This is a genomic window from Ekhidna algicida, from assembly GCF_051379705.1.
Lineage (GTDB): Bacteria > Bacteroidota > Bacteroidia > Cytophagales > Cyclobacteriaceae > Ekhidna.
On record NZ_CP179868.1, the window covers coordinates 3,632,575 to 3,648,454 of the forward strand.

Genomic DNA, 15,880 nt, shown 5'->3' on the forward strand with positions numbered 1-15,880 from the left:
TATACATGAATGGACGTCTCAAACAAGGCTATCCTCTGAGTCACTTGATACATTAGTGATTAGAAGTTTTGAGATATCTAAACACTTAAATCCTAAAGGATGGACAATACGCTGAGCAACTTGCTAATGCTTTATGCCGCGATGATTCTGTTGAATGCAGTAGTCACATTAGCGCTATGGATTAAGCGGCATAATTCACTTTTCAGAAAACTATTTCTCGTTTGGGTAGCTATCGTGTTTAACCTGATGTGCAATGGAATAGTGGCCAATGCTTCAATGGAAAGCATTGTATTTATCGGTGGAGGAACGATGATCATTCCCACGTTAGCAGTAGCTAACTTATTGGGATCACTTGGGAAATTTCATATTCGCTGGCGACTATACCTCACCACATACATAGCTGGGCTTCTATGCTCTGTACTATTTGTCAAGGCAGGCATTCCAAACTTTACAATCGTATGTTTTCCAATCATTTTTGGTGCAGCGTTTCCTTTGGTTCATGCACCCATGCATATACTCAGAAAGAAAGAGGAGACTTCATTTTCACTGAAACTACTCGTGATCGTCTTTTTCATCTCCTACCTACACATGATGGATTATCCATTTCTTCGGATGGTGTCATCGCTCGATCTTATAGGTTTCACTATTGGTATTTTTCTATTTTTCGCCCAATCTATTCTTTCAATGGCTGTAGTGACCGAAGCGGTGGCCGACAGATCCAGAAATCTGTTGGAACAAAAAGTAAGTATTCGAACCCAGGAGCTGAATAATAGAAATGAAATGTTGGTTGAGCTTAACAGTGAAAAGAATAGCCTTATTGCTATTGTAGCACATGACCTGAAATCACCGCTAGCAGTCATCAAAGGGTTTGTAGATTTATTCGATCGCAGAAAACTGGGTTCAGACGAACAGAAATACCTGAATATTATTGATGAATCTGTTGAGCGTCAACTGAAGATGATATCTAACATTTTAGATACACAGAAAATGGAGTCAGAAGACTTCACCATTGAGCTCGAACCCACAGAGATTGTACGTCCCATTTCCACGATGGTCTATGAAATGGAGAATGTGGCTAACAAAAAGGATATCGCCTTAAAATTTCATTCAGATGAACAAGAAGTTTTTGTGAATGTGAATATCGATTACTTCATTTCCGTGATTGATAATTTGCTGTCAAATGCCATAAAGTTCTCGCCACTGGGGGAGAATGTCGATGTTCGGATTTCAATAAAAAATAGAAGGGTTTTCATTGAAGTTGAGGACAATGGGTCAGGCATTAGCGATGAGGAAAGAAAGTTGCTCTTTAAGAAATATAAAAAATTATCTGCAAGACCAACAGCAGGGGAGAGTTCCACCGGTCTTGGACTGTCCATTGCTAAAAAGCACGTGGAACTAATGAAAGGAAGAATTTGGTGTAAAAGCAAATTGGGGGAAGGGGCCACCTTTACGATGGCTTTCCCGGTGTGCAGTGCTGATTATCAAGTTCAGGAAGCTGAACCCTCTGATTCAGCTTTTTACTAATTAGCTATCTGGTCAATCGGTAAATCAGAATAGCCGCTCGTTGGGTGAGCGCTTCAAAGGTTCTAAGATCCAGATATTCATCAGGAGTATGTGCTCCTCTTCCCATGGTTCCCAGTCCATCTACACCATCTACATACTCTGCGACAAAAGAGATGTCTGCGGCACCTCTTCTTCCGGGATCCCATGCTTCTACTTTGCCGTGCCCCATGTCTTCGCTCACCTTGCTTAAAACATCTAAGATGGCTTTGTTTCCTTCGGTTGGTGGCATGGCCGGATAGCTGTCAATGAAGGTGATTTCAGCGGAGGTATTCGGCAAATTATTAGCTACAATCGCTCGCATTTTTTCACGGGCTCGTTCTTTCTGATCTTCAGTGATGAACCGTAAACCACCCTTTACTACTACTTCCTGAGCTACCACATTGGTCTTTCCAAAAGCCATACCTTTAGTGAGTACCTCATCAAAATCAACCTTGGTTCCACCTAAAATAACACCTGGATTAAAAGTCAGGTATTGCTCACCTTTTACATCAGTATAGAATTGGTGCAGGATGCGAGACATTTCGAAAATGGCACCGGCACCCACTTGTTCATTGAAAATGCCGGACGAATGCGCTCGAACTCCTTTCACTTTCAATGACCATCCACTAGATCCACGGCGGGCAATAGTCGCATTGTTAAAGCCCGTAGAAGTTTCAAAGCCTAAGGCGATATCACTTCTTTTTGCTGCCTCGATGATGTGCTTTCTGCTTTCACTTATCGGCTTGCCTGAGGCTTCTTCATCACCGTGTAGCGCTACAATGATCTGCGTGTTTTTCAGCACTCCAGCTTCCTGCAGCGCTTTTAATGCATACAGCATGACTACATTTCCACCTTTCATGTCATTGGCACCTGGCCCCATTACAATGCTGTCTTGCCGCACCCATTTTTGAAAAGGGCTGTCTTTTGGAAATACCGTGTCAAGGTGTCCGATGAGAAGCAATCGCTTACCTTTCTTGCCCTTGTTTTCAGCGAACAGATGACCGGCTCTATTTACTTCTTCGGGCATGTCATACCATTCGGTAGTCATCCCAATTTCCTGAAAGGCTTTATCCATCTGGTCGGCTGTGGCCTTAATCCCTTCAAAGTTCATCGTGCCACTGTTGATGTTTACATTGGTTTCCAGAAATTCCAGTGCTTCTGTATTGTTTTCAGAAATGATGGAGATGATTTGCTTTTCTTTCTTCGAAAGCTGGGCTTGAATTGCGCTAATGGCAATGAGAAAGATTAAGGAAAGGATAATTCGATAATTCACGGGTCTAGGTTTTTATTAAAAATAGCAAAGCCGGATCAATTTGATCCGGCTTTGAATTAAGTAATTCTTATTTTCCAAGCACAATACTTCCAGTGAATTCATATTGATCCCATTTTGGCATTGGATGAAATTGACCTGCCTGAACATCTCTAAATAATCTTTCGAGTTCATTTTTTTTGTAGATGCTCTGTCCTCCAATGGCTTCCATTGCTTGAGACACTGTAGCAATACATGCATCAACCGTATTGGTTTTCAATGAAACCATTTCTCCTGTTATTTCCTTTTCTAGATTGAATTGAAAGTTATTTGTACGTTCATACATAGCTTTCCATTGAGTTTGCGCACTTAGCAAATTGTTGTTCATCTTTCCAATGATATACGGGAGGTGCTTTTGATTTCTCCCATACTTCTTCCCTATTTCAATGGCAATATGTTGAGCTTTTTCGGCGATACCCACATATGCAGACATAATTAATGGCATAGCTACTGTAATCACCAAATTCCATACAGGGTGGAATTCATCTCTGGGTCTTTCCAGCGCAATTGATGATTCTGGAACAAATACATCTTTAAACTCGATAGTTTGAGACCCGGTTGATCTCATGCTCATTACATGCCAATCGTCCAATATGAAGACGCCGCTGGTTGATAGAGGTACGGAAAAATGAAGTACTTTCCACGTCCCATCTTCCTGATAGTAGGGAGCGGAAGTTATTGCTAGATCGCCCCCGGCCGACTGACTGGCGAAGTGTTTTTTTCCATTAACGATATATCCACCGTCAACCTTTTCCATTTCTCCGTTCGAAGCAAGCCAATCACGAGCCCCAGTACTTACAAGCACAAGTTGGTTGTCTACTACTTTTTGTAAAAGTGGCCCACCTTCACCTTTGTGAATGTGCTTCCAGACCGTTGCGGCTACCAAATGCTGGTGCATAGAAAATGCTAGCGCAGTGGAACCACAATAGTATCCTATTATACGAATGACTTGACACACTTCTTCATATGATAAACCTGCACCTCCGAACTCCTTGGGTACTAATATGGAGAAATAGCAGTGGGCTTTTAATTCAGAATAGTTCTCATTTACGAACTCACCTAGTTCATCATTTTTCTCGGCTCTTTTGGCAAATGTTTTACCTAGACTATGAGTTAGCGTTTTCCAATCGCTAAATGTTTTTTGTTCTGCTGCCATAATTTGTTTTCGATTTGAGTTTATAATGCAAAAATCGACTAACATTAAATGGATGCGTTTTCTTATATGTCCAATATGTTTGCTCTAAGGGCCAAGGCCTTACAACGAGTTGTCTCTCCTAAACTGTGCGGGGGTGAGTCTAAAGTGGTTTTTAAATGCTTTGCTGAAATGGGTAGTATTCTTAAACCCGCTTTCATAGCAAACTTCATTGATGTTAAGTGAAGAGGTCTTTAAAAGGGTTTTTGCATAATTTAATCTCTTATCTAAAATCCATTTGCCAGGTGTCTGATGAAAGTGCTCTTGAAATTCTCTTTTAAATGTTGAAAGACTTTTGCCGCACAGCCGAGCGAATTCTACCAATGAGAGATTAAATTGAAAGTGTTTGTTCATTATAGATTCAAGATTGGATCGATCCGAATCTCTTAAAGCACAAAAAAACTTCCCCAATGCGGTATTTTTAGGATCAATCAGGAGGTTGAATAATAGTTCTTTGAATTTGATCTCAACAAGTTCTTGTGGTACTTCTTTTCCTTGCTTTAAGTAATTGCTGACGCTAAAAATTATGGACTTAAGGCTGTCATTCATATCAATCGCATAAATCGCTTGATGCGTTTTAAAATCTGCCCTCGGTAGATTTAGTGATTCATACTCTAGCAAAAACTTCTTTATGAATTTATCATTTAACATGAAAACTATAACGCAATGATCAACTTCAAAATACTGTTTGGTTGAGTACACACCTTTGGTAATAAAAGCTGCATCACCTCCATTCATTTCGAATTTTTCCCCATCTACAAACCAATCTTTTTTTCCTGAGATGACGAAAGAAATAAGATGCATTTCATTCCAAAATTTAAGTCTTTCTACATCAATTGGACATTTATATTCGGCGGATAAGTAATCTGTCCCAATTATTTTATTTTTCAATTCTGGAGCTTCACAGAAATAAGAATATAAATCTACAAGCATAGTGAAAGTTAAATTAAAAAAGCCGGATCAAAACTGATCCGGCTCGCAGGTTAAGTTGCTGAAAAGATTACTTCTCTCCAGGTAGGTTCATTTGGTCCGGACCCTCTTTTAGCCAGTAAAAATCTGGCGCCTTCTTCTGGCGAGGATACACTTCATCTAGTGTGTTTCCGTCGTACAGACGTCCATTTTTCATTACATGAGATACCGTATTTGTGTTTCGGATGTTATCGAGTGGATTTTTATCCATGATCACGAGATCGGCAAGTTTACCGGCTTCAATCGAACCAATGTCCTTACTCAAGCCGATGGCTTTGGCGCCAAGAATTGTTGCCACTTTAAGTGCATCAATTTCAGGCATACCACCGCTTTGTACTGACCATAGTTCCCAGTGGTATCCAAGTCCTTGCAACTGACCATGAGATCCAACACCGGCAATACCGCCAGCTTTCACAAGGTCACCGACGAATTCACTGTGACGCGGGAAGATATGTTCTTCCTTGATGAACCATGCTCCTCTTCTTCTGGATTTCTGATCCAGCTCACGCTTTGGTGTGAAGAATTTAATTTTAGCATCGTTCTGTACATCTTCGGTAGAGTAGTAATACTCTTCAGCCCAAGGTCCACCATAAGAAACCAATAGGGTAGGTGTATACGCCATCTGTGCTTCTGCCGTCAACGATAGCACGTCATTATAGATCGGGTGGATTGGGAATGAATGCTCATGCCCGGGATATCCATCGATCAGCTGCGTGAGGTTTAGTTTCATATCCAATGCACCTTCAGTAGTAGGCATTAGCTTTTGCTCTTTGGCAGCCTGAATGATCCACTGTCTGTGCTGACGATTACCCGTGATATACATTTTGATGGTTTTGGTATTGAAGTATTCAGAGTATTGTTTTAATACATTTTGTGCATTCTTAAGACTCTTCATGTTGTAATACCAGAAACCAACACCAGGGCCGGTTGAGTAAACTCTTGGCCCAAGGATGTCACCAGTCTCCACCATATCTGAATAGGTTAGTACGTCAGTTGTTGCAGTTTGAGGATCACGAGTTGTGGTCACACCATACGCAAGATTTGCTGCATATACCCACACCTGATTTTTGTGTAAACCCCAATTTGGCCACATGTGCGCATGTGTATCCACAAAACCCGGAGTGATGGTTTTTCCATTCATGTCCATTACCTGAGCTCTTCCGGCATCAATGCTACCCGAAGCGCCCACAGCTTTGATCCGTGAATTTTCGATAAGAATGTCTCCGTTTTCAATGACCTCATCGCCATTCATTGTGATGATGCGAGCACCCTTCAGTAGAATACTGCCTTGAGGTACATCTTTCTTCACTTCTACTTTTATTCTTATTTCATTCGGCTTGTATCCTTCGTCTTCTTCCTCGTCATCATCAGCTTCTTCATCCTTGGCTTCTCCGTCTTCTCCACCATCTTCTCCGTCATCCTCGGAATCGTCGCCTTCTTCATCTCCTTCATCAGACTCCTCTTTTTCCTTTTCTTCTTCCTCTTTCTTTTTCTTCTCCTCAGCTTCTTTTTTCTTCTTCTCTTCGAGTTCTTTTTTCACTCGCTCAGCTTCAGCCATGTCGTAGGCGAAATAGGCATTTCCAAGGGTGAAGTTTACGGTGTTGCCATCTTTGTTCCAGTGGGCAAACTCTCCTCCAAACGTGGTGAGCTTCCAGCTAGGGAAAGCTGCATTGTCCGGGCTGGAAACAGAGATACTCACGGTCTCAGCACCTACAGGAGGTACAGTCACAACATAAACATCATTGTTGATCTTCGCCAATGCTTTATCACCTTTTGGGGCCATCAACACATACTCAGCATTAGAGGGTCTTCTCTGAGGTTCAGAGGGCCCACCATTCATAAGCATATTGTGATCATGAATCAATGCCGGATAGGTCATGATACCGGAAACTTTGACGAGCTCCTTTTCATCTGTTCCATCCCATCGCATGGAGATCAATCCTTTACCACCATGATACATGTAGATTCGATTGTCTTTTTCCACGAAGTGCGGAAGGTCTCGTCCGCCGGAAGCTTTTATTTTGTTGATGCTACCACCATCAGCACTGATCCACCCAATATTTTCCTGCGCTCTAAACGCAAATGGGCCGATTGCATCATCATAAGCTTTAGCTGTTCCATATAAGAATGCAATTCGATTGGATTTTTTGTCCCAAGCCAAGCTGGTGTACACTCCTCCTTGATTAGTCAATTTGGTTGCTCTTCCACCGGACGCACGTACTTTGTAAATGTGTCCTTCGTTTCCTTCCCAGGTAGAAAACGCCAGCATAGAACCATCCGGAGACCAGGCAGGCATTGCTTCTGTAAAGTTATTTTTAGTTACCCTCTTTGGTGTGCCATTCGGATAATCCATTACATAAAGTCTGTTTAATACAGTGAACGCTACTTTGCTTCCATCCGGAGATCTTTTAGCATCTCTGATCTGATTTGCGATCATTTTTGTGCTATCGTAGATCGGGTAGTCAAACTGCACCATTGGGCCAAAATCCAATTCTTCATCTACCTCAAATGGGATTTCTGTAGCCTGGCCTCCGTTGACGGGAATTCGCCAGATTTTTCCACCATAAGATGCAATGACCGACTGATTGTCCGGAGTGAAAGCCATTGCCGGATACACACCCAAGCGTGCTCTGGATTCCTGGTCGTCTCTTCTTACCGGATAAGCCAGCCAGTCTTCTTCTCCTGTTTGCAGGTTTCGTTTTCTTAAGCCGGTTTCAGTATTATATCTGGATGCATATACCAACCATTTACCATCTGATGATAGGGTAGGTGCAAATGCAGAACCGTACTGATTGGTTTGTCCGGCGATTTCGCCTGTTTCACGATCATAAGTGGCTAGCTGGTACTGAGGCATTTGTGCGTTATAGTTCCATGCTCCAAACCGTCGGGAGAACCATAAATAGCGATCATTTTGACCGAAGGCCGGCTCTATTGTCTGAAGAGCGTCAGGCTTTTTGATGATTTGTATTCCGCCACCACCATCTTTGTGGTACATGTGGATTTTCAATGTTCTGATTCCTTTGGAAGCAAAGATGTAGTTGCCGTCATTAGACCACTCTGCTGCCTGATAGTATTTATCTCTATCCTTTGTGATTTGCTTTGGCTCAGCTTCTTCATCTGTAAGATCCAGCGTCCAGATATTTTCGGATCCACTTCTATCAGAAGCAAATACGATTGATTTTCCGTCGGGGCTATATCTTGGGTGATCGTCAAAGGCCATTCCTGAGGTGACTTGAGTAGCTTTCCCACCGGAGATTGGTAAGGTGTAAAGGTCACCCATCATGTCAAAAATGATCTCCTGTCCATTAGGGTGAACATCTAGAGAAATCCACGTTCCTTCTTTGGTATTTAGTCGGATTTTTCTTTCAGGTTCTAGTGGCAACTCTTTGGTTGCTTTCTTTTCTTTGGTTGTGTCAGCATCGGATTTTTCTTCCTCTTGTGCAAACACAGTAATGCTCAGCAAGCAGAGCAGCGCTAATATTAGGTTTCGCATATACTTTAGGATTTTTAGTTGGAGCCAATATATTCTAAAATAATAGCAGGAGCGAAAGAAGTTACACGAGTGGAGATTGGAGGAGCGCGAGGTGAGTGAAGATGAGATGGACTCTGGTAGGACTGGAAAGAAGAAAAGGGGGGTGGTACCCCAATGAGATTCAAATAATATTAGGTTAGCTTTTCAGCTTTTGCATTTTCTCTTTCAAGGTTGGCCAGTCAGCTGAGCCATCATGATTTAGCATCTTGGATAACATTCCAATGGATTTTTCTTTGAACCCAAACATCTTGGCAATCATCTCACAAAACTTGATTTCACTGAGATAGACTTTACCATCTGATTTCATCACACGAACTATATCTGCTAAGATTTCAATTTTAGCATCAAAGCCCAGATCGGTGTTAAGATCCACTTCATGATTTTTTTTCTGCAATTCCTCTTGAATGATATCTTCAAGTTCCTCTGAAGAGAGGCTGCTTTTATTTGCAAGCGAGTGAATAAAATCACGCTCAGCGTCCTCAAATTGATTATCGACCAGCGCGAGCTGGATCATAATTCTAAATTTTTCTTTGTCGTTCATATTATTACTTTTTATGTAATGCAAACCGACAAAAAACTCACTGATAATTATATGACGGACATTACTACAACTAGGCTAGATATTTTGCCTAGTCGCATATGAGGAAAAGCGCAAACCTTATTTTTTCAGATCGAAAATCGCTGTTTGTTTCGGGCCTATCTCAAAATCAGTATTGACATTGATAATGCTGCCATCTAAGACATTTGTTCCTGATTGATAAGCATCAAGAATCTCGGCGAAGCGATCATGCTTTAAATAGAAAGTGACCTACATGTTCTCCATACAAAAAAAACCATTCTCAATGCTTCAAATTAGCTTTGTAAACATATGATATACCTAGCTTCTCATCTTCGCAACCGTTTGCGTTAGTTTTAGTTTTTTGGTTGTGATGGGTAATGCTTTTATTCATTATTTTGAGATATTGTAGATGATCGATAAATATGAAGAAAAAGGCATGACGAAACTAGCCATAGGTATAGATATCGGTGGTACCAATTCCAAGTTTGGAATTGCCGATAGAGATGGAAATATTTTAGCTCAGTCCAGAATCAAAACACAACAGTTTCCTGATTATGGTTCTTTTCTTCGTACGCTCAAAAATGAGATAGAAAAGATTCATCCCCTTGATGATGCCATCGGTATAGGAGTGGGAGCTCCAAATGGAAACTACCATCAAGGAACCATAGTAAATCCACCAAACCTGCCTTGGAAGGGGATTTCTAATTTTGCAGAAGAAGCTGAAAAGATCTTTGGACTGAAGTGTGTGTTGACCAACGATGCTAATGCAGCAGCTCTAGGCGAGATGGTCTATGGAAAAGCAAAAAAAATGAAGGACTTTGTGGTTCTGACTGTTGGCACGGGTCTAGGCAGCGGGATTGTAATTAACGGCGATTTGGTTTATGGTAAGCATGGCTTTGCAGGGGAACTGGGGCATACTTTGGTGAATGCAAACGGGCGATTTTGTGCCTGTGGAAAGCGTGGCTGTCTGGAGACTTATGTGAGTGCAACAGGAATAAGACGCACAGTGTATAAGCTACTTGCCGACTACACCGAGCCTAGTATTTTGAGATCAATAAGTTTTGATGAATTGAGCACACGCACTATTACTGAAGCGGCAGCAAAAGGTGATAAAATAGCCATTGAGGCATTTAATTATACCGGAAGAGTATTAGGTATGAAATTATCAGATTTTGTCGTTCATACTGACCCTGAGGCTATATTTTTGTTAGGTGGCCTGGCCAAGGCTGGTGATCACATCTTCATCCCCGCTCAGGAAAATATGGAGCATTATCTAATGCCACTGTTTCTTGATAAGAAGATTCAACTGCAACCCTCAGGACTCAAGGATGATGATGCCCCGATTTTGGGTGCATCCAGTCTTGTATGGAAATATTTAGATAGCTCAGCTGGAGCAAATTAAGAGTTAGTAAAATGAAAAATATTGGAGTTTTTACGTCGGGAGGAGATGCGCCAGGAATGAATGCCTGTGTGCGTGCGGTAGTTCGGTCAGGTCTCAGTCTTGGATTAAATGTTTATGGCATCCGATACGGATACAATGGAATCATCAGCGGTGATATGTATCTGATGAAATCCTATTCAGTAAGCAATATTCTGCAAAAAGGAGGGACCATCCTGAAGTCGGCGCGTAGTGAGGATTTTCGGACAAAAGAAGGACGTAAAAAAGCTTACGAGCAGCTCACGGCTAGAGGTATCGAGGGATTGGTAGCTATTGGCGGTGATGGGACCTTTACTGGTGCCAACATCTTTTATGAAGAATATGGTATTCCAACAATTGGTGCTCCAGGTACCATTGATAATGACTTGTATGGCTCTGATTACACCATCGGTTTTGATACGGCGGTTAATACCGCACTCGAAGCAATCGATAAGATCCGAGACACGGCCAATTCGCACGATCGAGTATTTTTCATTGAAGTGATGGGACGCCACTCCGGATACATTGCGATCCATTGCGGTATCGGTGGAGGTGCAGAGCTGGTAATGGTTCCAGAAACATCTACGACCATACAGGATGTGATTGATACCCTGAACAAGGGTAGAGATAAGGAAAAAACTTCAGCGATTGTGATTGTAGCGGAAGGGGACGAACAAGGCAATGCTCACGAAATCGCTAATAGAGTAATGAAAAAACTACCTAAGTTGGATATTCGTGTATCCACATTAGGTCACTTGCAGAGAGGTGGATCTCCTACATCTCTAGATCGAATCCTGGCGAGCAGGTTGGGATTGGCTGCCGTAGAAGGGTTAGTCAATGGAAAATCCAATGTAATGGCCGGCATCATTGACGACAAGGTTACTTACACGAGTTTCAAACTTGCGATAAGCAAGACCAAGCCCATCAGCAGTGAGTTGATGCGCCTGGTTGAAGTCATGAACAATTAATTGAACGGTATCACGAACGAAGGTGCCTGATGTTCTTTCGCTCTTCTTCGCCTTAGATCCATCTTTGGCAACTTAAACGTGGATTTAATTGATTCCTTTTCGACGATTGAATATTCAGGAAGGTAGGGAGACTCATTTTGTTCACCTTGCTTTCTACTCAAGGGAGAATTGAAAAACTGAAAGTTCATATTCATCATTCGCTCTTGAGTAAAGCTTTCCTCATTAGCATATGAAAGCATAAACTCAGAAGGAGTCGCCAGCTCTTTCACCATCTGACCCTTTGCTGAGAAAATTGACATTATGTAGATCATTAGAATAAGTGTGAAGAGGAAAATACCTTCTAAAATTCTGCTTAGTGTTCTCGTTTTCATGGCTTTGATGTTTAGCGTTAATTATTATTTGGGCACTATCGATTGATTTTTTTGATTTCTAAATATGATTTTGTGAACTGTGGATCAAGTCTTAGCGCCTTTTGCATGTCATCTGCATACTTCACAAATTGACCGGATGCTCTGAATGCAATGGCGCGTTTGAGATACCCAAGGGCATGTTTTGGTCGTTCTTCAATAGCTCTAGAATAATGAACAATCGATTCCTCAATGTTTTGCTTGCTGAATTCTCGATCTCCTTGCCGTATCCAATAGTCGGTTGATGCATTTAGATCACTTATGAAAAAGAATGAAATGTGTAAAACTATTATTCTTAGAAGCATGACTATTTTATTTGATAGTAATGCTATTATAAACGAGCTTAATCGCCTGAGGTTTACTTTACAGGATTAATAAAACTTATGGAATGTATTAGTGAATCTCTCAATTACTTCAGTGTTGGATTGGAAAATACTGTCGAGGTTAACTCCGGCTAATAGTGTTTCATCATTAAAATCAACAACAGTCGCTGGATTGTTCTCTTGCTTTACAGCGATTAGTTCGATTGCCAGATTACCTTTGATGGCATCTGGTTCTTGCAATGATTCAATCCCTCCCTGACTGTATGTATAGTCGATTTGCTGAATGTAGAAATCAAATAAATCGGCGGAATATTGATTGACGCTGAAAATAATTCCATCGAGCTGTTCCCGATATACTTGCTCTAGCATCTGTTCATTTTCATTTAAAGAAGCTACTTCAATAGCCGAAAAAATTGCTATTGGAAGCAAAACAGCCAACGTTAGTATGAGGACAATATTTCGGATCGACCTGGACATAAAACGAAGATAAAGAATCAGCTCAATTGTCGCCTTTTTCATATCTTGACAACTTGATATTCTAGCTTATGAAAACAATTTTACTTTCTGCACCGATTCTATGTCTTGCGTTTCTGGCTATTTTGTTTTTGCAGTCTGGCCTGGACAAGGTATTCAACTATAAAGGCAACAAGGAATGGCTAACCGGACATTTTGCAAAAAGTCCATTGAAGAATACGGTAGGGCTTATGATGCCGCTTATTACTCTTCTTGAAGTTTCTGCTGGCGTGCTTTGCGCAGTTGGTGCGGTCATGATAGTAGTGGATGGTTCTGCCACTATTGGCTTGCTTGGCGCACAACTATCGACTCTTTCGATATTGGCACTGTTCTTTGGCCAACGGATAGCACAAGATTATGCTGGTGCAGCAACTCTTACGACTTATTTCATAATCTCAATTATGACGATTTATTTGCTTTGGGGTATGGTGCCTACAGGATATTGAATTATGTGTAGGGCATTGATCTGTGATTAGTTTATACACACAATGACGACCTTTCGATTCATACTGCTAATTTTTGCTTTAATCGGTGTCTTTATTTCCGGAGGTCTGTTTTTCAGGAAAAGCAATCTGAAACACCGGACGATTGCCGTATTTATCGGCTTGCTTAGCATCGAGTATATTGACTTTCTGTACAATACCAGCTCGGTGGCGCATTTGTATCCAACTTTTATTGGAATGACCTTTTTCCCTATTGGTTTTCTCTATGGCCCACTGCTATTCATACATACAAAGAGTGTACTTGGAAAAGAAGTTACCCGAAAGGATTGGTTGCAATTTGTACCATTTATACTGATAATCATCTCGCTTTATGATGTCTATTCTATTCAGGATGGAATGGCGCGTAGACTTTACCTGACCGACAATTTCTTCTATCGATTTCTGTATTATAATTACTTACGATCCGCTTACATACTGATTTATGGCATAATCATATTCATTTATTTTCTCAAGAAAAGCCAGGGAGCCTCGCTAGCCAATAAGTCCTATTCGATTGGAGTTATGAGCATCTATTTTGTCTCCGCAATGACCGTCACATTGCTCACTGAATTTGCCAGTGGATATCGCGATTTTGTCTTTTACTACCTGATTTCAAGCTTCATTTCATTGTTTATTGGCTACTTGCTTTATACTCAGTCTCCATTTCTAATGAATCTTGGAAAATACCTGAGCTCATCACTGAGTGAGGCTGAAATGGAAAGCATAACCTCCAAAGTGAAACATGCTTTGGAAGCAGACCAATCATATTTAAACAGAGAGCTTTCCCTTGCAGATATTACCAAACTCACCGGAGAATCTTCCCATCGAATTTCACAAACGCTATCTGCTCATGTTGGCAAAAACTTCAACGACTACATCAATACCTATCGGATTGATCACGCCAAGAAATTGCTAATTGATTCGGCATTTGATCACTATAAGATTGAAGCAATAGCTATAGATTCTGGATTTAATAATAAGGTGACATTCTACAAGGCATTCGCAAAAGTGACTGGCACAACGCCCTCTTCCTACCGCAAATTCAAGAAATCGGGTATCGAATAATTATTCTTAACCACTACTACAGACTGAATCACTCGGAGTCTTTGGACATTCGCTAGTCTTGGCAGATGAAACTACAATCTCTTCTAATATTTTCACTTCTCAGCGCGACGCTTGCCGTGCAATCACAAGACACAATCGATGCGTATGATTCGCTCGGAAATACCCCATTAATACAGGCAGTCCGAAATCAAGATCTTGAAGAAGTAAATCAACTACTGGCAAAGGGAGCCGATCCCAACAAGCCAACAGAAGCAGGATTGAACGGATCGCCATTGATGTACTCTGTGGCTTCTAATAATGTATCAATAGCTCGGGCTTTACTTGGTGCTGGTGCAGCAATTGATCAGGTGGATGCTAATGGAGATCCGGCCATCAATTGGGCTACCTACTACGGATATGTTGCTTCTATAAAATTCCTGATAGAAAAGGGCGCAGACCTCAACATAAAGAGTAAACATGGTACGCCAGTAGATGTTGGTTTCCGGCTTTGGCATGCGGACTCTGTAGCACAGGCGTTTAGAGAAACATTAGATGTGGACTTACCAAAAAATAAAAAGAAACTCATCTCTGCTGTAAGAAACCAAAATCCAGTTTTGCTGAAGAAACTCCTGGCCAAGGATATCGATCCGAACCTGACAGACGAGTTGGGAACACCAATAATTCATCTTGCCTCTGAGTCTGGCGATTTAGCTACGTTGAAGGTTTTGATCGAGGCAGGCGCTGATCATTCGAAACTCAACCGGGTAGGGCAGAGCGCAATGGCTATTGCTTCGCGATTTGGTAATAAAGCTGTAGTTGAATATTTGCTGCAGTCAGGTGCTGATCCAAACAGGACAGGCGATGAATATCAATTAACACCTATCATGGCTGCTGCTGTGAATGGAAGTGTTGAAATAGTGGATATGCTATTGGGTGCTGGTGCTGACGCGGATCATCAGGATGTGGTAAATCAGGCTTCAGCACTCGTTTGGGGACTTTTTTATAGCAATACGGATGCATGTTTACTCATGTTGGACAGAGGAGCTGACTATACACAGATGACTCTTGGTGGCACCTATTCCATTAAAGATGTAGCGCAAGGATATATGAATGATGAAGTAGTCAATAAAATTATTGCTTTGGAGCAGGCAAATAATCCGATGATCGGTTCATGGAAAATCAAGCGGATTCATTACATCTATACGGACACGACCTATAAGATGCCAATGGAATATGAGGGACGTTTAATTGTAACCAACAATAGCTATTCGATCATGTATAATCCATATGGAAAAGAGCGAAAAAGTGCTGAGACACTGAGTAAGTTGACTGATGACGAAATCAAGTATGCTTTTCAGACGCTGGTTTTCAATAGTGGTACCTATGAATTGAAAGAAGATAGCTTCATCACCACAGCTGATATGGCGAAGGTCGCTGGATTCGAGGGAGGTGTACAGTATTACCGAATGGAGCAAAGCGAGAAGGACTTTACGATCACCATGTATGACGAAACTTACCCGTCCGGAGATAAGCCCGAATGGTATGGAAGCCTGGAAGTGAAATTCTTTCTGGAAAAAGAGCTTTAAGACGCTAGTTTGTCCTAGTAATTTGAGTTTTATAATG

General features: G+C 41.4%; 15 protein-coding genes. 6 read left to right on the forward strand and 9 right to left on the reverse strand.

The window, feature by feature from the left end; all coding sequences use genetic code 11:
- Positions 1-99: 99 nt before the first annotated feature.
- Positions 100-1,524, forward strand: a complete 1,425-nt coding sequence (locus ACL8WY_RS16325; protein ID WP_436515824.1) for a sensor histidine kinase — start codon at positions 100-102, stop codon at positions 1,522-1,524.
- Between the two features lie 4 nt (positions 1,525-1,528).
- Here the strand turns inward: ACL8WY_RS16325 and ACL8WY_RS16330 are convergent, their stop codons facing one another.
- The 6 genes from ACL8WY_RS16330 to ACL8WY_RS16355 form a co-directional block, all read right to left on the reverse strand.
- On the reverse strand, positions 1,529-2,815 hold the full coding sequence (locus ACL8WY_RS16330) for a M20/M25/M40 family metallo-hydrolase (RefSeq protein WP_436515825.1): 1,287 nt from the start codon (positions 2,813-2,815) through the stop codon (positions 1,529-1,531).
- A gap of 67 nt (positions 2,816-2,882) precedes the next feature.
- Positions 2,883-4,007: an acyl-CoA dehydrogenase family protein gene (locus ACL8WY_RS16335; protein WP_436515826.1), complete on the reverse strand. Its 1,125-nt coding sequence runs from the start codon at positions 4,005-4,007 to the stop codon at positions 2,883-2,885.
- Positions 4,008-4,106: 99 nt separating this feature from the next.
- Positions 4,107-4,976, reverse strand: coding sequence for a helix-turn-helix transcriptional regulator (locus ACL8WY_RS16340; RefSeq protein ID WP_436515827.1), 870 nt, complete (start codon positions 4,974-4,976; stop codon positions 4,107-4,109).
- A 67-nt stretch (positions 4,977-5,043) separates the two neighbouring features.
- Entirely contained in the window at positions 5,044-8,505 is a 3,462-nt protein-coding gene (locus ACL8WY_RS16345; RefSeq protein WP_436515828.1) for an amidohydrolase family protein, read from the reverse strand.
- Between the two features lie 175 nt (positions 8,506-8,680).
- Positions 8,681-9,085: a TerB family tellurite resistance protein gene (locus tag ACL8WY_RS16350; RefSeq protein ID WP_436515829.1), complete on the reverse strand. Its 405-nt coding sequence runs from the start codon at positions 9,083-9,085 to the stop codon at positions 8,681-8,683.
- A 117-nt stretch (positions 9,086-9,202) separates the two neighbouring features.
- Entirely contained in the window at positions 9,203-9,316 is a 114-nt protein-coding gene (locus ACL8WY_RS16355; RefSeq protein ID WP_436518072.1) for a hypothetical protein, read from the reverse strand.
- Between the two features lie 196 nt (positions 9,317-9,512).
- Between ACL8WY_RS16355 and ACL8WY_RS16360 the strand changes: the two genes are divergently transcribed.
- Positions 9,513-10,505, forward strand: coding sequence for an ROK family protein (locus tag ACL8WY_RS16360; RefSeq protein WP_436515830.1), 993 nt, complete (start codon positions 9,513-9,515; stop codon positions 10,503-10,505).
- Positions 10,506-10,516: 11 nt separating this feature from the next.
- Positions 10,517-11,488, forward strand: coding sequence for a 6-phosphofructokinase (gene pfkA / locus ACL8WY_RS16365; protein ID WP_436515831.1), 972 nt, complete (start codon positions 10,517-10,519; stop codon positions 11,486-11,488).
- Here the strand turns inward: pfkA and ACL8WY_RS16370 are convergent.
- The 3 genes from ACL8WY_RS16370 to ACL8WY_RS16380 all read right to left on the reverse strand — a co-directional run bounded on the left by ACL8WY_RS16370 (position 11,485) and on the right by ACL8WY_RS16380 (position 12,737).
- Positions 11,485-11,859, reverse strand: a complete 375-nt coding sequence (locus tag ACL8WY_RS16370; RefSeq protein WP_436515832.1) for a hypothetical protein — start codon at positions 11,857-11,859, stop codon at positions 11,485-11,487. The genes pfkA and ACL8WY_RS16370 overlap by 4 nt on opposite strands.
- Positions 11,860-11,894: 35 nt before the next feature.
- Positions 11,895-12,200, reverse strand: a complete 306-nt coding sequence (locus ACL8WY_RS16375) for a tetratricopeptide repeat protein (RefSeq protein ID WP_436515833.1) — start codon at positions 12,198-12,200, stop codon at positions 11,895-11,897.
- A 66-nt stretch (positions 12,201-12,266) separates the two neighbouring features.
- The gene (locus ACL8WY_RS16380) at positions 12,267-12,737 is read right to left on the reverse strand and encodes a hypothetical protein (protein WP_436515834.1); all 471 of its coding nucleotides are present in this window, start codon (positions 12,735-12,737) and stop codon (positions 12,267-12,269) included.
- Between the two features lie 26 nt (positions 12,738-12,763).
- Here ACL8WY_RS16380 and ACL8WY_RS16385 point away from each other — a divergent pair, with 26 nt between their 5' ends.
- The 3 genes from ACL8WY_RS16385 (at position 12,764) to ACL8WY_RS16395 (ending at position 15,843) form a co-directional block, all read left to right on the forward strand.
- Positions 12,764-13,177, forward strand: a complete 414-nt coding sequence (locus tag ACL8WY_RS16385; protein ID WP_436515835.1) for a DoxX family membrane protein — start codon at positions 12,764-12,766, stop codon at positions 13,175-13,177.
- 42 nt (positions 13,178-13,219) lie between these two features.
- Complete coding sequence (locus ACL8WY_RS16390) at positions 13,220-14,278, forward strand: helix-turn-helix domain-containing protein (RefSeq protein ID WP_436515836.1); 1,059 nt, start codon at positions 13,220-13,222, stop codon at positions 14,276-14,278.
- Positions 14,279-14,343: 65 nt separating this feature from the next.
- Complete coding sequence (locus tag ACL8WY_RS16395; RefSeq protein ID WP_436515837.1) at positions 14,344-15,843, forward strand: ankyrin repeat domain-containing protein; 1,500 nt, start codon at positions 14,344-14,346, stop codon at positions 15,841-15,843.
- Positions 15,844-15,880: the final 37 nt, after the last annotated feature.

Bases quoted from the DNA above. Each gene is read 5' to 3' on its own strand.
- ACL8WY_RS16375 (WP_436515833.1), bottom strand. From the start codon at position 12,200: ATGCTTCTAAGAATAATAGTTTTACACATTTCATTCTTTTTCATAAGT.
- ACL8WY_RS16380 (WP_436515834.1), bottom strand. From the start codon at position 12,737: ATGAAAAAGGCGACAATTGAGCTGATTCTTTATCTTCGTTTTATGTCC.
- ACL8WY_RS16350 (WP_436515829.1), bottom strand. From the start codon at position 9,085: ATGAACGACAAAGAAAAATTTAGAATTATGATCCAGCTCGCGCTGGTC.
- ACL8WY_RS16360 (WP_436515830.1), top strand. From the start codon at position 9,513: ATGATCGATAAATATGAAGAAAAAGGCATGACGAAACTAGCCATAGGT.
- ACL8WY_RS16340 (WP_436515827.1), bottom strand. From the start codon at position 4,976: ATGCTTGTAGATTTATATTCTTATTTCTGTGAAGCTCCAGAATTGAAA.
- ACL8WY_RS16370 (WP_436515832.1), bottom strand. From the start codon at position 11,859: ATGAAAACGAGAACACTAAGCAGAATTTTAGAAGGTATTTTCCTCTTC.
- ACL8WY_RS16345 (WP_436515828.1), bottom strand. From the start codon at position 8,505: ATGCGAAACCTAATATTAGCGCTGCTCTGCTTGCTGAGCATTACTGTG.
- ACL8WY_RS16325 (WP_436515824.1), top strand. From the start codon at position 100: ATGGACAATACGCTGAGCAACTTGCTAATGCTTTATGCCGCGATGATT.
- ACL8WY_RS16395 (WP_436515837.1), top strand. From the start codon at position 14,344: ATGAAACTACAATCTCTTCTAATATTTTCACTTCTCAGCGCGACGCTT.
- ACL8WY_RS16335 (WP_436515826.1), bottom strand. From the start codon at position 4,007: ATGGCAGCAGAACAAAAAACATTTAGCGATTGGAAAACGCTAACTCAT.
- ACL8WY_RS16385 (WP_436515835.1), top strand. From the start codon at position 12,764: ATGAAAACAATTTTACTTTCTGCACCGATTCTATGTCTTGCGTTTCTG.
- pfkA (WP_436515831.1), top strand. From the start codon at position 10,517: ATGAAAAATATTGGAGTTTTTACGTCGGGAGGAGATGCGCCAGGAATG.
- ACL8WY_RS16390 (WP_436515836.1), top strand. From the start codon at position 13,220: ATGACGACCTTTCGATTCATACTGCTAATTTTTGCTTTAATCGGTGTC.